Genomic DNA, 20,887 nt, shown 5'->3' with positions numbered 1-20,887 from the left:
GCAGGGCCGCCGATTCGCTTCATTGATCCACCCGCCTGAAACAAGGAGACCCACATGCCCCTGATCTCGCTGCGCCAACTGCTCGACGATGCCGCCGAGCACGACTACGGCGTGCCCGCCTTCAACGTCAACAACATGGAGCAGATCCAGGCCATCCTGCAGGCCGCCGAGGCCTGCGACGCGCCGGTGATCCTGCAGGCCAGTGCCGGTGCGCGCAAATACGCCGGTGAGCCCTTTCTGCGCAAGATGGTCGAGGCCGCCATCGAGCAGTACCCGCAGCTGCCGGTGTGCCTGCATCAAGACCATGGCGCCTCGCCGGCGGTGTGCCAGCAGGCCATCCGCTCGGGCTTTGCCAGCGTGATGATGGACGGCTCGCTGCTGGAAGACCAGAAGACCCCCGCCAGCTACGAATACAACCTGGCCGTCACCGCCCGCGTGGTCGAGATGAGCCATGCGGTGGGCGTGAGCGTCGAAGGCGAGCTGGGCTGCCTGGGCAGTCTCGAGACTGGCCAGGCCGGCGAGGAAGACGGCGTGGGCGCCGAAGGCACGCTCGACCACAGCCAGCTGCTGACCGATCCGGCCCAGGCGGCCGACTTCGTGGCCGCCACCGGCGTGGATGCGCTGGCCATCGCCATCGGCACCAGCCACGGCGCCTACAAGTTCAGCCGCGCGCCCACCGGCGACATCCTGGCCATCGACCGCATCGCCGCCATCCACGCCGCCATTCCCGACACCCACCTGGTGATGCACGGCAGCTCCAGCGTGCCGCAGGAATGGCTGGCCACGATCCGGCGCTTTGGCGGCGACATCCGCGAGACCTACGGCGTGCCGGTGGCCGAGATCGTGCGCGGCATCCGCTCGGGCGTGCGCAAGGTCAACATCGACACCGACATCCGCCTGGCCATGACCGGTGCCATGCGCCAGTTGATGGCCGAGCAGCCGTCCGAGTTCGACCCGCGGGCGTTTTTCAAGGTGGCCACCGCCGCGGCGCGCGGCATCTGCCGCGAGCGCTTCGAGGCCTTTGGCTGCGCCGGCCGGGCCAGCCGCATCCGCGTGCTGCCGCTGGCCGCCATGGCCCAGCGTTATGCCGAGCAGCGCGCCGGCCAGCTCAGGCGGGCCGCCTGATGCCGGGCCCGCAGCCCGGGCGCCTGCCCAGCGTCATCGCGCCCAGCATCCTGTCGGCCGATTTCGCCCGCCTGGGCGAGGCCGTGCGCGGCGTCGTGACCGCCGGGGCCGACTGGATCCATGTGGACGTGATGGACAACCACTACGTGCCCAACCTCACCATCGGCCCGATGGTCTGCGAGGCCATCGCGCCCTACGCCCAGGGCCCCCGGGGCCCGGCCCTGCTGGACGTGCACCTGATGGTCGAGCCGGTGGATGCGCTGATCCCGATGTTTGCCAAGGCCGGTGCCGGGCTGATCAGCGTGCATCCCGAGTCCACGCGCCACCTGCACCGCACGCTGGCGCTGATCCGCGACAGCGGCTGCCAGGTCGGCCTGGTGTTCAACCCGGCCACGCCGCTGGCCTGGCTGGACGGCGTGCTCGACCAGCTCGACCTGGTGATGCTGATGAGCGTGAACCCCGGCTTCGGCGGCCAGTCCTTCATCGCCGGCACGCTGCCGCGGCTGCGCCAGGTGCGCCAGCGGCTGGACGCCCATGTCCGCGGCGGCGGCCGCGCCATCCGGCTCGAGGTGGATGGTGGCGTCAAGGCCGACAACATCGGCGCCATTGCCGCGGCCGGCGCCGACACCTTCGTGGCCGGCTCGGCGGTGTTTGGCAGCAGCGACTGGGCGGCCACCATCGCCGCGCTGCGCCAGGGTGCCGAGCAGGCCGGGCTCGCCGCAGCATGAGCCTGCGTGCGCTGATCTGGGATGTCGACGGCACCCTGGCCGAGACCGAGCGCGACGGCCACTTGCCGGCCTTCAACGCCGCCTTCGCCGAAGCCGGCCTGCCCTGGCGCTGGAGCGCCGAGCAATACCGCCAGCTGCTGGCCGTGCCCGGGGGCAAGGAGCGGCTGCTGGCCTGGTGGCAGCAGGTCGACCCGGCCGCGGCCGCCCAGCCCGGGCTGGCCGAGCGCCTGCGCGCGCTGCACGCCGCCAAGACCCGGCACTACACCCGCCGCGTGGCCAGCGGCGGCGTGGCGCTGCGCCCGGGCGTGGCGCGGCTGCTGGGCCAGGCGCGGGCGCAGGGCGTGGCGCTGGCCATTGCCACCACCACCACCCGCGACAACGTCAGCGCGCTGCTGCAGGCCACGCTGGGCGAGGGCGCCGAAGCCTGGTTTGCCGTGATCGTGGCCGGCGACGAGGTGCCGCGCAAAAAACCGGCGCCCGATGTCTACCTGGCCGCGCTGCAGCAGCTGGGCCTGCCGGCCGGCGCCGCGCTGGCCATCGAAGACTCAGCGCCCGGCGTGGCCGCGGCCCGCGCCGCCGGCCTGCCGGTGCTGCTGACCCGCAGCGACTACGGCCCGCCCGATCTTGCGCCGCTGCCGCCCGCCGCGCTGCTGGCCGATCTGGATGGCCTGGGCGGCGTGGCGGCGCCGGCACGCGGCCGCCTGCTGCCCGCCGGCGCCGCCGCGCAGCCCTGGCAGGGCCGGGTGCAGTGGCCCGATCTGCAGGCCTGGCATGCGGCCTGGCATGCTGCCTGGCAAGGCGCCCCGGCACCGGCCGCGACCGGCAGCGCCTGATTCGGGGCCGGGGCGGCAGCGGCGCCAGGATCGGCCGAGCAAAACGGCCGCCGCGGTGTTGATCGGGCTCAAGTTCCGGCGCGGCGTGCCGATGAGGCAGCGAACCACCCGAAAAGAACAGCCGCATGCACACGCCCATCGAGCCGCCATCCGACCCGCACGACGTGGCCGCCGGCATGGCGCCGCCCGACAACCGGCGCAACCTGTACCGGGTTCTGCATGTGCAGCCCGAGGCGCCGCAGGCGGTGATCCAGGCCAGCTACCGCACCCTGATGCAGCGCCTGCGCATGCACCCCGATCTGGGCGGCAGCCATGGCGAGGCGGCCCTGGTCAACGCCGCCTGGGCGGTGCTGGGTGATCCCGACCGGCGTGCCGAGTACGACCGCAGCCTCGGCCGGCAGATGGCGGCCGCACGCGGCCAGACCACGCTGGCCGCCGAAGCCGCCGTGGGCGGCCGGCCATGCCCGCTGTGCAGCCTGGCCGGCTCGGTGCAGCCGCGCCCCGACAGCCGCTGCAGCCGCTGCCATGCGCCGCTGGCGGCGCTGCCGGTGCCGGGCAGCCAGGCGCACGAACTGCTGGGCCGCCGCGGCGCGGTGCGGCGCGACCGCCACCACGTGGCCAGCCTGCAGGTCGGCTGGCCCGGCCAGCCGGTGGCCGTGCGCTGGCGCGACCTCTCGCTCACCGGCCTGAGCCTGTACACCCCGGCGGCCCTGGCGGTGGGCCAGCGCGTGCACCTGATCGACGGCGCGCTCGAGGCCGTGGCCGAGGTGGTGGAAAGCCACCGCGCCCAGGGCCCCTGGCACCTGATGCACGGCCGCCTGATCAGCGCCATGCTGCTGCAGGCCACCGGCGTGTTCGTTTCTGCCCAGGCCTGAGCCGGGCGCCTGGCGCCATCGCCACGCGGCGCCGGGCCGGCAGGCTGCCAACCGGCTTCCCCGCTGTGGCATGATGCCGCCCCTTTGCCGCATTGCCGCCCGCGCACCATGGACCTGAAGCTGCCGATCACCATCCACGACGAACTTGCCGACGAGGTGATCGAGTCCAAGGGCATGCTGGACCTCGCCAGCGGCGAGATCACCCAGGTCAAGTACATCGACTACGACCTCGAGGACGATGGTTTTCCGGCCGAGGACGAAGACTACGACTTCACCTGCGGCACGCTGTCCAACGGCAGCAAGGAAGTCGAGTTCCGCATCGAGGTCGACGTGGTCGGCCGCACCTACTCGATCACGCCCACCGAGCTGCTCGAGCTGAAGGGCCGCGCCGCCAAGCTGTTCTCGGCACCGCCCGGTGGCCATCCGGTGGACGAGCCGGCACGCAAGCCGGCCGCCAAGAAGCGCGCTGCGCGCTGAGCGGGCGCCGCCGTCCGGCGGCACAGTCCGCGAGCCTTACACTCTTCTGTTGACATTGTGTTCGCCGGGCGCCTTGTCGCGCCCCTGCCCGAAGCCATGGAAGAGCTGCGCCCCCACCTCGATTTGATCTACAGCTACGCGCTGTTCTTTGCCGCGTACCTGATCGGCTCGCTGTCGTTCGCGGTCATCGTGAGCCGGCTGATGCGCCTGCCCGATCCGCGCAGCTACGGCTCGAACAACCCCGGCGCCACCAATGTGCTGCGCTCGGGCAGCAAGAAGGCGGCGGTGCTGACCCTGCTGCTCGACGCGCTGAAGGGCTATGTGCCCACGGCCGTGGTGTCGGCCTATGCGGCCGACATCGGCGTGGTGGATGCCACCGTGGCCTTCGTCGGCGTGGCGGCGTTCCTGGGCCATCTGTACCCGGTGTTCTTCCGCTTCAAGGGCGGCAAGGGCGTGGCCACCGCGCTGGGCGTGCTGCTGGCCTACGAGCCGCTGCTGGGCCTGGGCACGCTGATCGTGTGGGTGGTGGTGGCGGCGATGTTCCGCTACTCGTCGCTGGCCTCGCTGATGGCCTCGGTGTTCGCGCCCTTCTTCACGATGATCTTCTTTGACCGGCCGGTGGTGGCGCTGGCCGTCACGATCATGAGCCTGATGCTGATCTGGCGCCACTGGCGCAACATCGGCAACCTGATGAGCGGCAAGGAGTCCAAGCTCGGCGCCAAGGCCGACGCGGCCCAGCCCAAGCGCCGCCGCCAGCGGCGCCGCAGCCGCCTGCATGTCGAGACGCCGCCCGCGCCCGGCAGCGCGCGTGGCGCGTCGGCCGCGACCGGCCAATCCCATTCCACGTCACCTTCCACTTCATCCTCCAAAGGAAACTGAGCCATGGTCCAGCGATTCGATGTCGGTGCCCGCATGTCCGAGATGGCCGTGCACAACGGGGTCTGCTACCTGGCTGGCCAGGTGGCCGTGGGCGCCGCGCCCAGCATCGAGGCGCAGACGCGCGAGGTGCTCGACGCCGTGGACGCGCTGCTGGCCAAGGCCGGCACCGACAAGACCAAGGTGCTGCGCGCGCAGATCTTCCTGGCCGACCTGGCCGACTTTCCCGGCATGAACAGCGTGTGGGACAGCTGGGTGGTGCCCGGCCACACGCCGCCGCGCGCCACCGTGCAGGCGGCCCTGGCCAAGCCCGAGTGGAAGGTCGAGATCGTCGTCACCGCGGCGCTCTGACCGGCCCGGCCCGGCGCCGCAGGCCGATTCGGCCCGTCAACGCGCCCCCAGGCTGGCCCAGGCCACACGATGCCCACCGCCACCGATGCCCCCGCCGAGCGGCCGCTCGACAAGCGCTCGCTGTGGGTGGCGCTGGCGCTGATCCTGGCCACCACGGCCGGCGTGTCGTGGTGGCAGCAGCAGCGCGAGGCCCGGCTGGGCCGTGAACTGGCGGCGCAGGCCCGCCCGGGCGACATCCACATGCTGTCGTCCACCCAGTGCGGCTACTGCACCCAGGCACGGCGCTGGCTGCAGGCGCAGCAGGTGCCGTTCACCGAGTGTTTTGTCGAACGCGATGCCGCCTGCGCGGCGCAGTTTCGCGCGCTGATGCAGCCGGGCACGCCGGTGCTGCTGGTGCGCGGCCAGGTGCAGCTGGGCTTCAGCCCGCAGCAGCTGCGCCAGCGCCTGGCCGAGCCGCCGGGCTGAGCAGGCGCTGGCCGGGCGGGTCCACCCGCCGGCCCAGCCGTCGGGCGATCAAACCGCCGATCAACCCGCTCATCGGGGCGCCCATCAGGGTGCCCATCAATCTGCCGATCAGTCGACCGATCAGTCGGCCGACAGGCCCAGGCGCGCCAGCTCGCCACGGCCGGCGCGCACCACCACGGGCGCCTCGCCGGTGAGATCGATCACCGTGGTGGGCGCGCGCTGGCAGGCGCCGGCGTCCACCACCGCCTGGATGCGCTTCTCGAACTGGGCGCGGATGTCTTCGGGGTCGTTCAGCGGATCGGCCTCGCCCGGCGGGATCAGCGTGGTGGCCAGCAGCGGCTGGCCCAGCTCGGCCAGCAGGGCCTGGGTCACCGCATGGTCGGGCACGCGCAGGCCGATGGTGCGCCGCGAGGGGTGCGACAGGCGCCGCGGCACCTCCTTGGTGGCCTCGAGGATGAAGGTGTAGGGCCCCGGCGTGGCCAGCTTCAGCAGCCGGTACTGGCGGTTGTCCACCCGCGCATAGCTGGCCAGCTCGGACAGGTCGCGGCACAGCAGCGTGAGGTGGTGCTTTTCATCGACGCCGCGGATGCGCCGCAGCGCCTCGGCCGCGGCCTTGTCGTCGAGGTGGCACACCAGCGCGTAGCTGGAGTCGGTGGGCACCGCGCACACACCGCCGCCATGCAGGATCTGCGCGGCCTGGCGCAGCAGGCGGGGCTGCGGGTTCTCGGGGTGGACTTCGAAGTACTGCGACATGCGCGAAAACCAGAGTGGGCAGCAAATTTCGGCGGGCGGGCGGGCTGAGTGGCCGGCCGGGTGGCGGGCCGCACGCCGCGCCGAACCCGGCACTGTACGCCCGCCACGGCGCGCAAGACCCCAGCACAACCCGCGGCGCGGGCCGGCGGGCACCACTCATCCCAGGGGCGGGGCTTCAGCGGCGCGGTGGCTGCACGCGGTGGGCCAGGCCCAGCCACACCGGGGTCAGCGTGCCGGGCAGATCGGGCAGGGCGCCCAGGTCGGTGCGGCTTTCTTCGGGTGAATGAAAGTCGCTGCCGCGCGAGGCCTGCAGGCCGAACTCGGCGGCCATGGCGGTGTACTTCAGCGTGTCGGCCTGACCGTGGCTGCCGGTCAGCACCTCGACGCCGCGCCCGCCATGGGTGTGGAACTCGGAGAACAGCGCGTACTCGGCGCTGGGGCTGAACGGGTAGCGGCCGGGGTGGGCGATCACCGCCACGCCGCCGGCCTGGGTGATCCAGCGCACCGCGTCGCCCAGCGCGGCCCAGCGGTGCGGCACGAAGCCGGGCTTGCCGGTGCTGAGGTAGCGCCTGAACACGGCCGAAAAATCGGCGCACACGCCGGTGTCGATCAGCCAGCGCGCAAAGTGGGTGCGCGAGATCAGGTCGGGGTTGCCCACATAGCGCAGCGCCCCTTCAAAGGCGCCGGGCAGGCCCACCGCGGCCAGGCCGTCGGCCATGGCGCGTGCGCGCTCGAGCCGGCCGCCGCGGGTGTGGGCCACGCCGGCCCGCAGGTCGGCGTTGTCGGCATCGAAGCCCAGGCCCACGATGTGCACGGTTTCGCCGGCAAAGCTCACCGACAGCTCCACGCCGGTCAGGAAGCCCATGCCCAGGTCGTGTGCCGCGGCGGCGGCCTCGGGCAGGCCGCCCAGCTCGTCGTGGTCGGTCAAGGCCCACAGCGTCACGCCATTGGCCTGGGCGCGGGCGGCCAGCGCAGCCGGGCGCAGCGTGCCATCGGAGTGCGTGGAATGGCTGTGCAGGTCGGCATTGCTCAGCGCGTGCACACCCGGCGGGTGGATTGCAGGCTTGGCAGCCGGGGCGAGAGCGGCGGCAGGGCACTCACCACCGCATTGTCGGTGGCGCGCGAGGGCGGCGCCGTGGCCGGGGCATTCCTACAATGCCGCGCTCGATGCAGTAAATCCCATGGCCGATGCAATGACCGAACCCGCCGTGCCCGGCCCCGAGGTGCGCTGGCCGCTGGCCACCGTGCTGGTGGTCGACGACGAGCCGGGCATGCGCAATTTTCTTGAAAAGACCCTGGCCAGCCGCGTGGGCCAGGTGCTGTCGGCCGAGTCGGCCGAGGCTGGCGAGCAGCTGCTGCAGCGCCACCGCATCGACCTGCTGGTGCTCGACATCGCCCTGCCCGGGCGCCACGGCATCGACTGGCTCAAGCAGCTGCGCGAGCGCGGCGTGGCCGCCGAGGTGGTGCTGATCACCGCCTACGCCGACCTCGACACCGCCATCGAGGCCCTGCGCGCCGGCGCCAGCGACTTCATCCTCAAGCCGTTTCGGGTGACGCAGATCGTCAGCGCGCTCGAACGCGGGCTCGAGCGCGCCTCGCTGCGGCGCGAGAACTTCGTGCTGCGGCGCAGCCTGTCGCAGCAGCAGCAGCCGGCGGCCGATGCGCTGGTGGGCGACTCGCTGGCGATGCGTGGCCTGCAGGCCGCGCTGCACCGGGTGGCGGGGGTCGACAGCACGGTGCTGCTGAGCGGCGAATCGGGCACCGGCAAGGAGCTGGCCGCGCTGGCGCTGCACCGCCTGAGCCGCCGCGCCGACGGGCCCTTCGTGCCGGTGAACTGCGCCACGCTGTCGCCCGAGCTGATCGAGCTCGAGCTGTTCGGCCAGGCCTGGCACCGCCGCGCCGACGGCCAGGCCGGTGCCGGCCCGGGCAACGCGGCGCGCAGCCGCGACGGCCTGTTCGTCTACGCCCAGGGCGGCACGCTGTTTCTCGACGAGGTGGGCGAGCTGGCGCCGCGCCTGCAGGCCACGCTGCTGCGGGTGCTGGAAGAGCGCCGCATCCGCCCGGTGGGCGGCGAGCAGGAGGTGCCGGTGGATGTGCGCATCGTGGCCGCCACGCACCGGCGCCTGGCCGACGAGGTGGCGGCCGGGCGCTTTCGGGCCGACCTGTACTACCGGCTGCAGGTGGTCGAGATCAATCTGCCGCCGCTGCGCGCGCACAAGGACGACATTGCCGCGCTGGTGGCGCATTTCGTCGCCTCGCTGGCGCCGCGCCTGGGCGTGCCGCCGATCGCGGTCAGCGACGACGAGCTGCAGTACCTGCAGCAGTACGACTGGCCGGGCAATGTGCGCGAGCTGCGCAACCTGGTCGAGCGCTCGCTGATCCTGGGGGCGCTGAACGTCTCGGCGCTGTACCAGGGCCTGTCGCGCCAGGAGCGCCAGGCCGCGCCGGCCGGGCCCTACGCCGCACCCGGCGGCCCGGCGGCCGGGCGCGGCCGCCCCACCGATCTGCAGACGCTGGAAAAGCAGCACATCCTGGCCGTGCTGGCCAGCGTGGCGCAGGACAAGACCCGCGCCGCGCAGCTGCTGGGCATCTCGCGCCGCACGCTCGAACGCCGGGTGGCCGAGTGGGCGGCCGGCTGAACGCTGCGGCCGAGCCGGGCCCGCCGGAACCACCCGTGCCGCCGGTGCTGACTGTGCTGCCCGGCGCTGCTGCGGCCCCGCCGCCAGGCGCCGGCCGCGGCTTCGGCGCCTGGCCCATCCGGCGCAAGCTGCAGCTGATGGTGCTGCTGCCGCTGGTGGGCGTGCTGCCGCTGCTGGGCCTGGTGCTGCTGATTTGGGGCGACGCCGCGGTCGACCGCCTGCTGGTCACCAAGGCGCGTGCCGACCTGGCCATTGCCCAGGGCTATTTCGAACGTGTGCGCGGCGAGGTGGCGGCCAGCACCCAGGCGGTGGCCGAGTCGCAGCTGCTGTTTGAAAGCCTGCAGCGCACGCCACCCGCGGCCACGGCGGCCTCGGTGCCAGCCGGCGAGGCCGCCAGCCGGCTGCGGCCGCTGCTGCTGCGCATCAAGGCACGCGAGGGCCTGGACTTCATCAACCTGCGCCATCCCGATGGCCGCCTGTGGGTGGCCGACACGCCGGCCGCTGCCGCCGCGCAGCCGGTGGCGCCGCCCAGCGAGGCGCTGCGCGTGCAGGCCGCGCTGGCGGTGCTGGCACCGGCCGAGCAGGACCTGCTGTCGCCCGAGCTGCGCCTGCGCGTGCCGGTGAACCTGCTGGCCACCCGCAACGCCCAGCCCAGCCAACGCCAGGTGGAAGACCGCGCCCTGGTGTTGCGCGCGCTGGCGCCGGTGCGCGATGCGCAGGGCCGCACGCTGGCGCTGGTGCAGGCCGGCCTGCTGCTCAACCGCAACCTGCCCTTCATCGACCACATCAACTAGATCGTCTACCCGGCCGGTGCGCTGCCCTTCGGCAGCCAGGGCACGGCCACGCTGTTTCTCGACGATGTGCGCATCTCCACCAATGTGCGCCTGTTCGGCGACGGCCACGGCGGCAGCGGCGAGGCGCGCGCCATCGGCACGCGGGTGTCGCAAGCGGTGCGCGCGGCGGTGCTCGAGCAGGGCCGCCCCTGGCTGGGCCGGGCCTTCGTGGTCAATGACTGGTATGTCTCGGGCTACCAGCCGCTGCTGGACGCCGGCGGCCAGCGCGTGGGCATGCTTTACGTGGGCTTTCTCGAGCAGCCCTACCGCTGGCTCAAATGGGGCGTGCTGGCCGGCATCGGCGTGCTGTTCTTCGGCGTGATGATCGTGGCGGCGATCGGCTCGTCGCGGCTGGCGCGGCGCATCTTCCGGCCCATCGAACAGATGGACCACACCATGCAGCAGGTGGAGGCCGGCGCGCTGCAGGCGCGTGTGGGCGCGGTGGCCAGCGGCGACGAGCTGGGCGCGCTGGCCGGCCACCTCGACCGCCTGCTCGAGGCGCTGGCCGAGCGCAACCAGCGCCTGCAGCAGTGGAACACCGAGCTCGATGCCAAGGTGGCCCAGCGCGGCGCGGCACTGGCGGCGGCGCAGCAGCAGCTGCTGCGCAGCGAGAAGATGGCCACCGTGGGCCAGCTCACCGCCAGCATCGCGCACGAGGTCAACAACCCGATCGCGGTGATCCAGGGCAACCTCGACCTGGTGCGCGAGCTGCTGGGTGCCGATGCCCAGCGCGTGGCGGGCGAGCTGCGCCTGGTGGACGAGCAGATCGAGCGCATGCGCCTGATCGTGACCCAGCTGCTGCAGTTTGCGCGGCCCAACGAGTACGCCGGCTACGTGGAGCCGGTGGACACCGCCCGCGCGCTCGACGACAGCCTGGTGCTGGTCAAGCACCTGCTGGTCAGCACCCGCATCGAGGTGCGGCGGGCGCTGCAGGCCAGCCGCCCGGTGGGCATCAACCGCCAGGAGCTGCAGCAGGTGCTGGTGAACCTGATCGTCAACGCCATCCACGCCATGCCCGAGGGCGGCACGCTGCGCCTGGCCACCAGCGACTGGGCCGATGCCCAGGGCCGCGCCGGTGTGCGCATCGAGGTCAGCGACAGCGGCCCCGGCCTGGATGAAGGCCTGCTGGGCGAGCTGTTCCAGCCCTTCGTCACGCGCAAGAAGGACGGCACCGGCCTGGGCCTGTGGATCAGCCGCGGCATCGTCGAGCGCTACGGCGGCGACATCGTGGCCAGCAACCGGCCCGGCGGCGGGGCGGCGATGTGCGTGCTGCTGCTGTGCGAGCCGGGGTTGACGACGTCGCAGGTGGCTCAGGCGAGCGCCGGGCCGCCCCAGGCCGCCTGAGCACCCGCTTGGCGGATGGGCGCCGTCACCGGCGACCGGGTGCCCCAGTGCATCAGCCGTAGAACGCGTAGCCGATCAGGATGGCGCCCACCAGGCCCACCGCATCGGCAAACAGCCCGCAGCCCAGCGCGTAGCGCGTGCGGCGGATGTTGACGCTGCCGAAGTACACCGCCAGCACATAGAAGGTGGTCTCGGTGGAGCCCTGGATGATCGAGGCCAGCCGGCCCTCGAACGAGTCAACGCCGTAGGTCTTCAGCACATCCACCATCAGGCCGCGCGCGCCGCTGCCCGACAGCGTCTTCATCAGCCCCACCGGCAGCGCCGGCACGAAGCGGTCGTCCAGGCCCAGCGTGCGCACCACGCTGCCGATGCCCTCGACCAGGTAGCCCATGCAGCCGCTGTGGCGAAACACCGCGATTGCCACCAGCATCGCGATCAGGTACGCAATGATCTGCACCGCCACGCCGAAGCCCTCTTTGGCGCCCTCGACGAAGGCCTCGTAGACGTTGACCCGGCGCAGCGCGCCGGCGGCCACGAACAAGCCCACGATGGCCAGGATGGTGGCGCTGCCCAGCAGCCCGATGCGCTGGGCCATCGCGGCCGCCGGCAGTGGCGCCAGCCAGGCGTACAGCGCGGCCAGCAGCAGGCCGAACCCGCCAAAAAAGGCCAGCACCGGCAGGCACAGCAGGCGGATGCGCTGCACCCAGGCCACCGCCACCAGCCCGGCGATGAAGGACACCAGCGTGCCCAGCAGCGTGGGCAGAAAGATGTCGGCGCCGTTGAAGCCGACGAGGCCCTGCTCCACCGCCATGGTCTGGCGGATGGCGATCACCGAGGTGGGGATCAGCGTGATGCCCGCGGTGTTGAGCACCAGGAACATGATCATCGGATCGCTGGCCGTGCCCTTGTCGGGGTTGATCTCCTGCAGCTCGCGCATGGCCTTCAGGCCCAGCGGTGTGGCGGCGTTGTCCAGCCCCAGCATGTTGGCGCTGGCGTTCATCACGATGCTGCCGCCGGCCGGGTGCCCCGGCGGAATGCCGGGAAAGATGCGGCGGAAAAACGGCGCCATGCCGCGCGCCAGCAGCTGGATCACGCCGGCCTGCTCGCCCACCTTCATCAGGCCCAGCCACAGGCTCATCACGCCCACCAGGCCCAGCGAGATGTCGAAGCCGGTCTTGGCCGCATCGAACAACCCGCCCAGCACCCGCGTGGCGGCGTCGGCCTGGCCCTGCGCCACCTGCACCGCGGTGACCAGCAGGCCGATCAGCACGAAGCCGACCCAGACGAGGTTCAGCACCATGGCGGGCGGGCCTGGGCAGTGCCGCGAAGGGCGCCAGCGCGGCGGCGTGGCGGCACGTTCAATCCACCGTGGCGCCCGAGGCCTTGACCACCGGGCCGTACTTGGCCAGCTCGGCCTTCACGAAGGCGCCAAACTGCTCGGGCGTGGTGGGCGAGGGCTCGGCCATCAGCTGCGCGAAGCGGGCCTTGAGCTCGGCCGATTCGAGCGCCGCGGCAAAGCCCTTGTGCAGCCGCGCCAGCTCGGCCGGCGGCAGGCCGGCGGGTGCGAACAGGCCGAACCAGGTGCCCACGTCAAACTGTGCCAGGCCCAGCCGCGCGCCGGCCTCGGCCACGGTGGGCAGATCGGGCAGGGCCGGGGCCCGCCGCGTGCCGGTGACGGCCAGCGCCTTGAGCTTGCCGCTCTTGATGTTGGCGCTGGCGGTGGCCAGGTTGTCGAAGTTCAGGTCCACCTGGCCGGCCAGCAGTGCCAGCTGCGCTGGATTGCCGCCGGCATAGGGGATGTGCACCATGAACAGACCGGCCTGCGACTTGAACATCTCGCCGGCCAGATGGCCCGCGCTGCCATTGCCGCCCGAGCCGTAGTTGAGCTTGCCCGGGTTCTTGCGGGCATAGGCCACCAGGTCGGCCAGCGAGCCGATCTGCAGGCGCTGGGCGGCCTCGGCGTTCATCACCAGCACATTGGGCACCTGGGCCACGCGGGTGATCGGCGTGAAGTCACGCAGCGGGTCGTAGGGCAGCTTCTTGAACAGCCAGGGGTTGATGGCATGCGTGGCCACCGCGCCCATCACCAGGGTGTGGCCGTCGGGCGCCGCCTTGGCGGCCAGATCGGCGCCCAGGTTGCCGCCGGCGCCGGGCTTGTTGTCCACCACCATGGCGCCCAGCGTGTCCTTCACGCCGGCGGCCAGCGCACGGGCGGCAATGTCCAGCGGGCCGCCAGGCGGGTAGGGCACGATCAGGCGGATCGGCCTGGCCACGCCCTGGGCCAGTGCGGCGCAGGGCAGCAGCGTGGCCACGGCCAGCGTGGTCAAGCTGGCCAGCAGCGTGCGGCGGGCTCGGGGGGCAAGGCCGGTGCCCGGCGCGCGCCGCGGGGGCGATGGTTGCGGCGGGGTCACGGCGGTCGGTGGGCGGGTCATCGGTTCAGGCCCCGGTCTGCTTGTCGAGCTCCGACGTGAACGCGTCGGCAAAAAAGGCCTCGGCCGGCAGGCCGCACTGCGCCGTGAAGTCGCGCTGCGCGGCATCCACCATCAAGGGCGCACCGCAGGCGTACACCTCGTGGCCGGCCAGATCGGGCAGGTCGGCCATCACCGCCTGGTGCACCAGGCCGCTGCGGCCGCTCCAGGCATCGTCGGCCGCGGGCTCCGACAGCACCGGCACATAGCGCAGGCCGGGCATCTCGGCGGCGGCCTGCAGGGCCCAGTCGTGCATGTACAGGTCGGCCTTGCGGCGTGCGCCCCAGTACAGCACCGCCGGGCGCTGGCTGCCGCTGGCCTTGAGCTGCTCGATCAGCGCCTTGATCGGCGCGAAGCCGGTGCCCGAGGCCAGCAGCACCATGGGCTTGTCGCCCTCGCGCAGGAAGAAGCTGCCGAACGGCCCTTCCATGCGCAGGATGTCCTTCTCCTTCAGCGTGGAGAACACCACGTCGGTGAACTTGCCGCCGGGCATGTGGCGGATGTGCAGCTCGATGGCCGGCGGCTCGCCCACGTTGCCCGGCGCATTGGCCATCGAGTAGCTGCGGCGCGCACCGTCGCGCAGCAGGAACTCCACGTACTGGCCGGCGCGGTACTGGAAGCTCTGGTTGGCCGGCAACTGCATGCGCAGCACCGCTACATCGGCCGCGGGCCGGCTGATCGCCAGCACACGGGTGGGCATCTTGAGGATCGGAAACTCGCCCAGGCCGGGCACGCTGCGTGCCTCCACCGAGCAATCCGTCTGCGGCGTGGCGCAGCAGGTGAGGATCAGGCCGGCGGCCTCTTCGGCCTCGCTCAGGGCCTTGCTCTGGTGTGCGCCGTGGATCACGCGGCCGCCGAGCAGCTTGCTCTTGCACGAACCGCAGGCGCCGTCGCGGCACCCATAGGGCAGGCCGATGCCCTGGCGGATGGCGGCGGCCAGCACGGTCTCGTCGCGGGCCACATCGAAGCTGCGGCCGGAAGGCTGGATCGTGACGTTGAAGCTCATGTTGCGAAGGCTGAAGCGGTCTGCGACCGGGTCTTACACTGAACCCGGCATTGTGCCTGCCCGAACCTGAAGCCCCTGTTGCCAATGAACCCGACACCGCGCCACCACCGCCCCACGCTGCTGGTGGTGGGCTGTGGCGATGTGGGCATGCGCGTGCTGCGCCTGCTGGCCGGCCGCTGGCGGGTGCTGGCCCTCACCAGCAGCTCGGCGCGTGTGCCCGAGCTGCGCGCCGCCGGCGCGGTGCCGCTGCTGGGCAACCTGGACGACGCCGCCACGTTGCGCCGCCTGGCCGGCCTGGCCGACACGGTGCTGCACCTGGCCCCGCCACCCGGCCACGGCGCCACCGACCCGCGCACCGCGCAGCTGCTGCAGGCGCTGTGGCGCGCCCGGCCGGGCGGCGCCGCGCGGCCGCCACGGCGGCTGGTGTACGCCAGCACCACCGGGGTGTATGGCGATTGCGGCGGCGCCCTGCTGGACGAAACCCGCGCCGTGGCACCGGCCACCGACCGCGCCCGCCGGCGGGTGCATGCCGAGCGCCAGGTGCGGGCCCACGGCCGCCGGGGCAGCCGGGCCAGCATCCTGCGCATTCCGGGCATCTATGCCACCAACCGGCCCGGCGGCCACCCGCGTGAGCGCCTGCTGCGCGGCACGCCGGTGCTGGCGCCCGAGGACGATGTGTATACCAACCACATCCACGCCGACGACCTGGCGCGCGCCTGCATCGCAGCGCTGCTGCGCGGCAAGCCGCAGCGCGTGGTGCATGTCAGCGACGACACGGCCCTGCGCATGGGCGAGTACTTCGACCTGGCCGCCGCGCTGTGCGGCCTGCCACCCCCGCCGCGGCTGCGCCGCACCGAGGCGGCGGCCGTGCTGTCGGCCATGCAGCTGAGCTTCATGGCCGAGTCGCGGCGCCTGCTCAACCGGCGCCTGAAGCTAGAGCTGCGGCTGCAGCTGCGCCACCCCACGGTGGCCGAGGGCTTGCGGGCCTGAGCCCCGCCGGCCCGGGCGGGCCCAAGCCCTCAAGCCCTTAAGCGCCCAAGCGCCCAAGCGCCCAAGCGCCCAAGCGCCCAAGCGCCCAAGCGCCCAAGCGCCGAGGGTCCAGCCCCGGCCCTTGGCTCACGCCATCAGATGCCCTGCGGGCGCTTCAGCGTCTTTTGCCGGTCCACGCTGTACACGCGCACCGCCTGGGCCTCGCCATGGCGCTGGATGTCGAGCCGCACCTCGCGCTCGGCCGCGCCGCCCGACCACAGCGCCTGCCACAGCGCGGCCAGCGAGCTGACCTCGGTGCCGTCGATGCGCAGGATGCGGTCGCCCACCTCGAGGCCGGCCACGTCGGCCGGGCTGTCCTGGGCCACCCGCACCACGCGCAGCGCGCCGGCCAGTTCCACGCAGTTCAGGCCCAGCCAGGCGCGCTGGCTGCTGCGCGTGCTGCCGCGCTGGCGCAGCTCGTCGAGCACCGGCGGCAACAGGTCTACCGGCACGAACAGGTTGGCCGGGCCGGCGGCGCCGGGCGCACTGGCGGTATCGTCGTCCTGGCGTGCATCGGCACCGGCGCGGCCGTCGGCCAGAAACAGCGAGCCGATGCCCACCAGCTCGCCACGGCCGTTGAACAGGCCGGCACCGCTGTGGTCGCGCCGCGCCGGGGCCGTCAGCAGGGCCTGCTCGAGGTGGTATTCCCAGGTGCCGGCAAAGGCCCGGCGCGCCAGCAGGGCGGCCGTGCTCACCGTGGCGTCGCCACCGCCGCTGGCCACCATCAAGGGCTCTTGCAGGGCCAGCAGGGTGGGGCGGCCCAGCGGTGCCGGCGCGATGTTCAGCGGTGCCAGCGCCTGCACCAGGCCAAGGCCCGAGGCACTGTCGTAGCCCAGCGCGCGCGCCGGCACGGTGCGCCCGTCATCGAGCTGCAGCGCCACCGATTCGACCTCGATCAGCAGGTAGCCCACGGTCAGCACCAGGCCGTCGCTGCCGATCACCACGCCCGAACCTGCGCGTTCGCGGCCCAGCGTGCGGATCGAGCGCGCGTCGTCCAGCGCGGTGGCCTGCACGCCCACCACGGCCTGGCGGGCACGCTCGAGGGCGCGGGATCGCTCGGCCAGGCTGGTGGCACTGTCGCCATTGCCATCGGCCAGCCCTCGTGCCGGACTCATGCCCGGCCAGGCCAGCAGCACAGCGGCCAGGATCGCGAGCATCGCGGTCCAGGCGGTCAAACTCCAGGGGGACAGGCCTCGGTGCATGGCAGCGCTCCCGGCGGAACTGGCATGCAGCGCAGCATGAACCATTCCCGCATGTCCCCGCTGGGTGCGGGGCTTCCGGTGCAGCTTAGCGGGGCCCGCCGCAGCGGGTCATCCCACACTCAGTGCACGCGGCGCACCTTGCTGCGGGCGCGCCCGCTGCCACCGCCGCTGCGCCAGTGGCGGATCAGCAGCCAGGCACCCAGCATGCCGCCCAGGTGGGCGAAGTGGGCGATGCCGGAGTTGCGGTAGTACATCAGGCCCATGAACAGCTCGATGCCGCCGAAGATGGCCACCATGGTCATGGCCGGGATCATGATCGGCGGGATCGGCACCATCTGCCGGTTGGCCAGCAGCAGCACGAACAGCATCATGCCCAGGGTCTGGAAGATCTGGCCGGGCAGCATCATCAGCAGCATCGGCAGCAGGCCCACCAGGTCGAACATGCGGCTGCGAAACACCAGCGCGTAGGCCAGCAGCAGGCCGTACAGCGCGCCCGACGCGCCCACCGTGGGCGCCCGGCTGCCCAGCAGCAGCGTGACCACCAGCTGCGCCAGCGCCGCCGTCACCACACCGGCCAGCAGCAGGTGCACATAGCGCTTGGGGCCCCACAGCTGCTCGAGCTCGCGGCCAAACATCCACAGCCCCAGCATGTTGAACAGCAGGTGCGTGAAATCGCCGTGCAGGAAGCCGTAGCTCACCAGTTGCCAGGGCCAGAACTGCCCGCTGCCCAGCGGCCACAGCGCCAGAAACGATTCGAGCGGCAGGATCGGCAGCAGCGACTGCACGCAGAACACGGCGATGCAGGCCAGCAGCAGCGCCTTGGTGACCGGGGGCAGTTGCAGCATCGACAGGTGCAGGGGATGAAGTAGCGATGGTGCCCGCGGCCAGACTCGAACTGGCACGCCTTGCGGCGGCGGATTTTGAATCCGCTACGTCTACCGATTTCGTCACGCGGGCAGGAGGCGCCCCGGGGAAGGGGCGGCGTGGCGGTGGATTATGTCATGGGGGTGTGGCGCCCCTGGCCGGCCCGGCGCCGTGCGCCAGGCTGGTGCGGGCTGTCGCGCTGCGCACAGCGGGCGCGGGCTGGCGCTGACACAATCGCCGCCCGGAGGTTCATCACGTGTCCATGCCCCGCTACCCCACGATCGAGGAAGTCATCGGCCACACGCCGCTGGTGCGCCTGCAGCGTCTGCCGGCCGAGGCCGGCCAGGCGCGCGGCAATGTCGTCCTTGGCAAGCTCGAAGGCAACAACCCGGCCGGCTCGGTGAAAGACCGGCCGGCGATCGCCATGATCCGCCGCGCCGAAGAGCGCGGCGAGATCCGCCCCGGCGACACGCTGATCGAGGCCACCAGCGGCAACACCGGCATCGCGCTGGCGATGGCGGCGGCCATCCGCGGTTACCGCATGGTGCTGATCATGCCGGAGGACCTGTCGATCGAACGCGCCCAGACCATGAAGGCCTTCGGCGCCGAGCTGATCCTCACGCCGCGCTCGGGCGGCATGGAGTACGCGCGCGACCTGGCCGAGCAGATGCAGAAGGACGGCAAGGGCCGCGTGCTCGACCAGTTCGGCAATGCCGACAACCCGCGCGTTCATTACGAGACCACCGGCCCCGAGCTGTGGCGGCAGACCGACGGGCAGATCACGCACTTCGTCAGCGCCATGGGCACCACCGGCACCATCACCGGCGTCAGCCGCTACCTGAAGGAGATGAATCCGGCGGTGCGCATCGTCGGCGCGCAGCCGGCCGAAGGCTCGCGCATCCCCGGCATCCGCAAGTGGCCCGAGGCCTACCTGCCCCGGATCTACGACCCCAGCACCGTGGACGAACTGGTGCTGGTGAGCCAGGCCGACGCCGAGGACATGGCCCGCCGCATGGCGCGCGACGAAGGCCTGTTTGCCGGCATCTCGGCCGCCGGCGCCTGCTGGGTGGCGCTGCAGATCGCGCAGCAGGTGCGCAACGCCACCATCGCCTTCGTGGTGTGTGACCGCGGCGACCGATACCTGTCCACCGGCGTGTTTCCGGCATGACGGGCGGCTATCGCTTCTGCCCGCCCTGCGGCGGCCCGCTGGAGGCGATCGAGCAGTGGGAGGACGGCGGCCCCAAGACCCGGCTGCGCTGCGCCGCCTGTGGCTGGACGCACTGGAACAACCCCACGCCGGTGCTGGCCGCCATCGTCGAATGTGCCGACCAGGGCGGCCGCGTGCTGCTGGCGCGCAACGCCGCCTGGAGCGGGCGCATGTTCGCGCTGATCACCGGCTTCATGGAGGCCGGTGAATCGCCCGAGGAGGGCATTCGCCGCGAGGTGGCCGAAGAAACGGCGCTCGAGGTGCTGGCCCTGAAGCTGGTGGGCGTCTATGACTTCCAGCGCATGAACCAGGTGATCATTGCCTACCACGCGCTGGCGCGCGGCGAGGTGCGGCTGTCGCCCGAGCTGGCCGAATACAAGCTGTTCGAGCTGGCCGATCTGCGCTGCTGGCGTGCCGGCACCGGCCAGGCGCTGGCCGACTGGCTGCGCAGCCGCGGCCACGAGCCGCAATTCATCGACTTTCCGCCGCGCGGCTGAACCGCGGGCAGCGCCGCGGCGCACCGGCCGGGGCCAGGCCCGCGCTCCTAGAATCGCGGCCACCCCTCACACGTCACGCCACAGCCGCGTCTGCCACCATGCAAGTCCCGAAGGAACTCGACACCCGCGGCCTGAACTGCCCCCTGCCCATCCTGAAGGCCAAGAAGGCGCTGGCTGAGCTGCAGAGCGGCGACCTGCTCAAGGTGCTGGCCACCGATCCGGGATCGGTGCGCGACTTCCAGGCCTTCTGCCGCCAGACCGGCAACGAGCTGGTCGAGCAAAGCAGCGCCGGCGCCGAGTTCGTGCACCTGCTGCGCCGCCGCTGAGCACACCGGCGCCATGGCTGCGATGCCACGGCGCCGGGCGCGCCGGTTGTCAGAGATCCAGGGTCTTGAGGTAGTCGCGGAAGCCCGGGCCGAGCTGCGGGTGGGCCAGCGCGAGTTCGACATTGGCCTCGAGGAAGCCTTCCTTGCTGCCGCAGTCGTAGCGCCGGCCTTCGTAGCGGTAGGCGAACACCTTCTCGCGGCGCAGCAGCGCGGCAATCCCGTCGGTGAGCTGGATCTCGCCGCCCACGCCGCGCGGCTGGCTCTCGATCTCGCGGAACACGCCGGGCGTGAGGATGTAGCGGCCGGCCACGCCCAGGTTCGACGGGGCCGCCTCGGGCGCCGGCTTCTCGACCATGCGGGTGATGTCGACCAGGCGCTCATTGACCTGCGTGCCGGCCACGATGCCGTAGCGCCGGGTGTGCTCGGGCGGCACTTCCTGCACGGCCAGGATCGAGGCCTGCCACTCGGCGAACTGCTCGACCATCTGCTTCAGGATGGGCTTGGTGCCAACCATCAGGTCGTCGGCCAGCAGCACCGCGAAGGGCTCGTTGCCGACCAGGCGGCGGCCGCACAGCACGGCATGGCCGAGGCCCAGCGCCTGGGCCTGGCGCACGTAGATGCACTCCATGTCGTGGGGCTTGACGCTGCGGACCACATCGAGCAATTCGGCTTTACCCGCTTGTTCAAGGGCTACCTCGAGCTCGAAGGTCATGTCAAAGTGGTCTTCGATAGGGCGCTTGTGACGACCGGTGACGAAGATCATCTCGCGCACGCCCGCCGCGTAGGCCTCTTCAACGGCGTACTGGATCAGCGGCTTGTCAACCACCGGCAGCATCTCTTTGGGTTGTGCCTTGGTGGCCGGCAGGAAGCGAGTGCCAAGACCTGCCACCGGGAAGATTGCCTTTTTGACCAGCATAAGAACAGCAGTGTTGTCGTGTGGGATTCCAATGATTCTGGCATGCCGTCCATGACGGTTGCCTCCCAAGTTG

General features: G+C 72.0%; 23 protein-coding genes and 1 tRNA gene. 15 read left to right on the top strand and 9 right to left on the bottom strand.

All coding sequences use genetic code 11. The annotated features are described in order from the left end of the window. Nucleotides 1-54: 54 nt before the first annotated feature. From fba to N4G63_RS14525, 8 genes are all read left to right on the top strand, one after another. Entirely contained in the window at nucleotides 55-1,125 is a 1,071-nt protein-coding gene (fba, locus tag N4G63_RS14560; RefSeq protein ID WP_260786187.1) for a class II fructose-bisphosphate aldolase, read from the top strand. Continuing rightward, a complete protein-coding gene (gene rpe, locus N4G63_RS14555; RefSeq protein ID WP_260786186.1) occupies nucleotides 1,125-1,853 on the top strand; it encodes a ribulose-phosphate 3-epimerase in 729 nt (242 codons plus the stop codon). Before fba ends, rpe begins: the two co-directional genes overlap by 1 nt. Continuing rightward, entirely contained in the window at nucleotides 1,850-2,686 is an 837-nt protein-coding gene (locus tag N4G63_RS14550) for an HAD-IA family hydrolase (RefSeq protein ID WP_260786185.1), read from the top strand. The genes rpe and N4G63_RS14550 overlap by 4 nt, the downstream gene beginning before the upstream one ends. 125 nt (nucleotides 2,687-2,811) lie before the next feature. Further along, complete coding sequence (locus N4G63_RS14545) at nucleotides 2,812-3,561, top strand: DnaJ domain-containing protein (protein ID WP_260786184.1); 750 nt, start codon at nucleotides 2,812-2,814, stop codon at nucleotides 3,559-3,561. A 108-nt stretch (nucleotides 3,562-3,669) separates the two neighbouring features. Then, nucleotides 3,670-4,038, top strand: coding sequence for a hypothetical protein (locus N4G63_RS14540; RefSeq protein WP_260786183.1), 369 nt, complete (start codon nucleotides 3,670-3,672; stop codon nucleotides 4,036-4,038). Between the two features lie 96 nt (nucleotides 4,039-4,134). After that, entirely contained in the window at nucleotides 4,135-4,917 is a 783-nt protein-coding gene (gene plsY, locus N4G63_RS14535; RefSeq protein ID WP_443112058.1) for a glycerol-3-phosphate 1-O-acyltransferase PlsY, read from the top strand. Between the two features lie 3 nt (nucleotides 4,918-4,920). Beyond that, nucleotides 4,921-5,265, top strand: coding sequence for a RidA family protein (locus N4G63_RS14530; protein ID WP_260786182.1), 345 nt, complete (start codon nucleotides 4,921-4,923; stop codon nucleotides 5,263-5,265). A 69-nt stretch (nucleotides 5,266-5,334) separates the two neighbouring features. Next, nucleotides 5,335-5,730 (top strand): glutaredoxin family protein, encoded by a 396-nt coding sequence (locus N4G63_RS14525; protein WP_260786181.1) that lies wholly within the window; start codon nucleotides 5,335-5,337, stop codon nucleotides 5,728-5,730. Nucleotides 5,731-5,850: 120 nt separating this feature from the next. On the opposite strand, the gene N4G63_RS14520 is transcribed toward N4G63_RS14525, so the two are convergent. Further along, entirely contained in the window at nucleotides 5,851-6,483 is a 633-nt protein-coding gene (locus N4G63_RS14520; RefSeq protein WP_260786180.1) for an L-threonylcarbamoyladenylate synthase, read from the bottom strand. Between the two features lie 175 nt (nucleotides 6,484-6,658). Continuing rightward, nucleotides 6,659-7,525 (bottom strand): 3',5'-nucleoside bisphosphate phosphatase, encoded by an 867-nt coding sequence (locus tag N4G63_RS14515; RefSeq protein ID WP_260786179.1) that lies wholly within the window; start codon nucleotides 7,523-7,525, stop codon nucleotides 6,659-6,661. Nucleotides 7,526-7,676: 151 nt separating this feature from the next. Here N4G63_RS14515 and N4G63_RS14510 point away from each other — a divergent pair, with 151 nt between their 5' ends. The 3 genes from N4G63_RS14510 to N4G63_RS14500 are packed head-to-tail and all read left to right on the top strand — an operon-like array spanning nucleotide 7,677 to nucleotide 11,299. After that, on the top strand, nucleotides 7,677-9,122 hold the full coding sequence (locus tag N4G63_RS14510) for a sigma-54-dependent transcriptional regulator (protein WP_260786178.1): 1,446 nt from the start codon (nucleotides 7,677-7,679) through the stop codon (nucleotides 9,120-9,122). A 44-nt stretch (nucleotides 9,123-9,166) separates the two neighbouring features. Beyond that, nucleotides 9,167-9,916 (top strand): hypothetical protein, encoded by a 750-nt coding sequence (locus tag N4G63_RS14505; RefSeq protein ID WP_260786177.1) that lies wholly within the window; start codon nucleotides 9,167-9,169, stop codon nucleotides 9,914-9,916. Then, nucleotides 9,917-11,299: a sensor histidine kinase gene (locus N4G63_RS14500; RefSeq protein ID WP_314600213.1), complete on the top strand. Its 1,383-nt coding sequence runs from the start codon at nucleotides 9,917-9,919 to the stop codon at nucleotides 11,297-11,299. Nucleotides 11,300-11,351: 52 nt separating this feature from the next. On the opposite strand, the gene N4G63_RS14495 is transcribed toward N4G63_RS14500, so the two are convergent. From N4G63_RS14495 to N4G63_RS14485, 3 genes are all read right to left on the bottom strand, one after another. Beyond that, on the bottom strand, nucleotides 11,352-12,599 hold the full coding sequence (locus N4G63_RS14495) for a spore maturation protein (RefSeq protein WP_260786176.1): 1,248 nt from the start codon (nucleotides 12,597-12,599) through the stop codon (nucleotides 11,352-11,354). 58 nt (nucleotides 12,600-12,657) lie between these two features. Beyond that, nucleotides 12,658-13,635, bottom strand: a complete 978-nt coding sequence (locus N4G63_RS14490) for a Bug family tripartite tricarboxylate transporter substrate binding protein (RefSeq protein ID WP_443112081.1) — start codon at nucleotides 13,633-13,635, stop codon at nucleotides 12,658-12,660. A gap of 100 nt (nucleotides 13,636-13,735) precedes the next feature. Continuing rightward, complete coding sequence (locus tag N4G63_RS14485) at nucleotides 13,736-14,773, bottom strand: CDP-6-deoxy-delta-3,4-glucoseen reductase (protein WP_260786174.1); 1,038 nt, start codon at nucleotides 14,771-14,773, stop codon at nucleotides 13,736-13,738. Between the two features lie 84 nt (nucleotides 14,774-14,857). Between N4G63_RS14485 and N4G63_RS14480 the strand changes: the two genes are divergently transcribed. Beyond that, nucleotides 14,858-15,763 (top strand): NAD-dependent epimerase/dehydratase family protein, encoded by a 906-nt coding sequence (locus N4G63_RS14480; protein ID WP_260786173.1) that lies wholly within the window; start codon nucleotides 14,858-14,860, stop codon nucleotides 15,761-15,763. Between the two features lie 134 nt (nucleotides 15,764-15,897). On the opposite strand, the gene N4G63_RS14475 is transcribed toward N4G63_RS14480, so the two are convergent. From N4G63_RS14475 to N4G63_RS14465, 3 genes are all read right to left on the bottom strand, one after another. Continuing rightward, nucleotides 15,898-16,959, bottom strand: coding sequence for a S1C family serine protease (locus tag N4G63_RS14475; protein WP_260786172.1), 1,062 nt, complete (start codon nucleotides 16,957-16,959; stop codon nucleotides 15,898-15,900). Nucleotides 16,960-17,123: 164 nt separating this feature from the next. Then, nucleotides 17,124-17,849, bottom strand: a complete 726-nt coding sequence (locus N4G63_RS14470; protein ID WP_260786171.1) for a rhomboid family intramembrane serine protease — start codon at nucleotides 17,847-17,849, stop codon at nucleotides 17,124-17,126. A gap of 27 nt (nucleotides 17,850-17,876) precedes the next feature. After that, a tRNA-Leu gene (locus N4G63_RS14465) sits at nucleotides 17,877-17,961 on the bottom strand. Nucleotides 17,962-18,130: 169 nt separating this feature from the next. Between N4G63_RS14465 and cysM the strand changes: the two genes are divergently transcribed. The 3 genes from cysM (at nucleotide 18,131) to N4G63_RS14450 (ending at nucleotide 19,898) form a co-directional block, all read left to right on the top strand. After that, nucleotides 18,131-19,036: a cysteine synthase CysM gene (cysM, locus tag N4G63_RS14460; RefSeq protein ID WP_260786707.1), complete on the top strand. Its 906-nt coding sequence runs from the start codon at nucleotides 18,131-18,133 to the stop codon at nucleotides 19,034-19,036. After that, nucleotides 19,033-19,572 carry an NUDIX domain-containing protein gene (locus tag N4G63_RS14455; RefSeq protein ID WP_260786170.1) on the top strand — a complete coding sequence of 180 codons (540 nt, stop codon included), beginning with the start codon at nucleotides 19,033-19,035 and terminating at the stop codon, nucleotides 19,570-19,572. The genes cysM and N4G63_RS14455 overlap by 4 nt, the downstream gene beginning before the upstream one ends. 98 nt (nucleotides 19,573-19,670) lie before the next feature. Further along, nucleotides 19,671-19,898, top strand: coding sequence for a sulfurtransferase TusA family protein (locus tag N4G63_RS14450; protein ID WP_260786169.1), 228 nt, complete (start codon nucleotides 19,671-19,673; stop codon nucleotides 19,896-19,898). A gap of 49 nt (nucleotides 19,899-19,947) precedes the next feature. Here N4G63_RS14450 and galU read toward each other — a convergent pair whose 3' ends face one another. After that, on the bottom strand, nucleotides 19,948-20,814 hold the full coding sequence (gene galU / locus N4G63_RS14445; RefSeq protein WP_260786168.1) for a UTP--glucose-1-phosphate uridylyltransferase GalU: 867 nt from the start codon (nucleotides 20,812-20,814) through the stop codon (nucleotides 19,948-19,950). Nucleotides 20,815-20,887 lie beyond the last annotated feature (73 nt).

The organism is Aquabacterium sp. OR-4 (assembly GCF_025290835.2).
GTDB lineage: Bacteria > Pseudomonadota > Gammaproteobacteria > Burkholderiales > Burkholderiaceae_C > Pseudaquabacterium.
The sequence above is the reverse complement of the archived record's forward strand: the minus strand, read 5'-3'. Positions and strand labels throughout refer to the sequence as shown.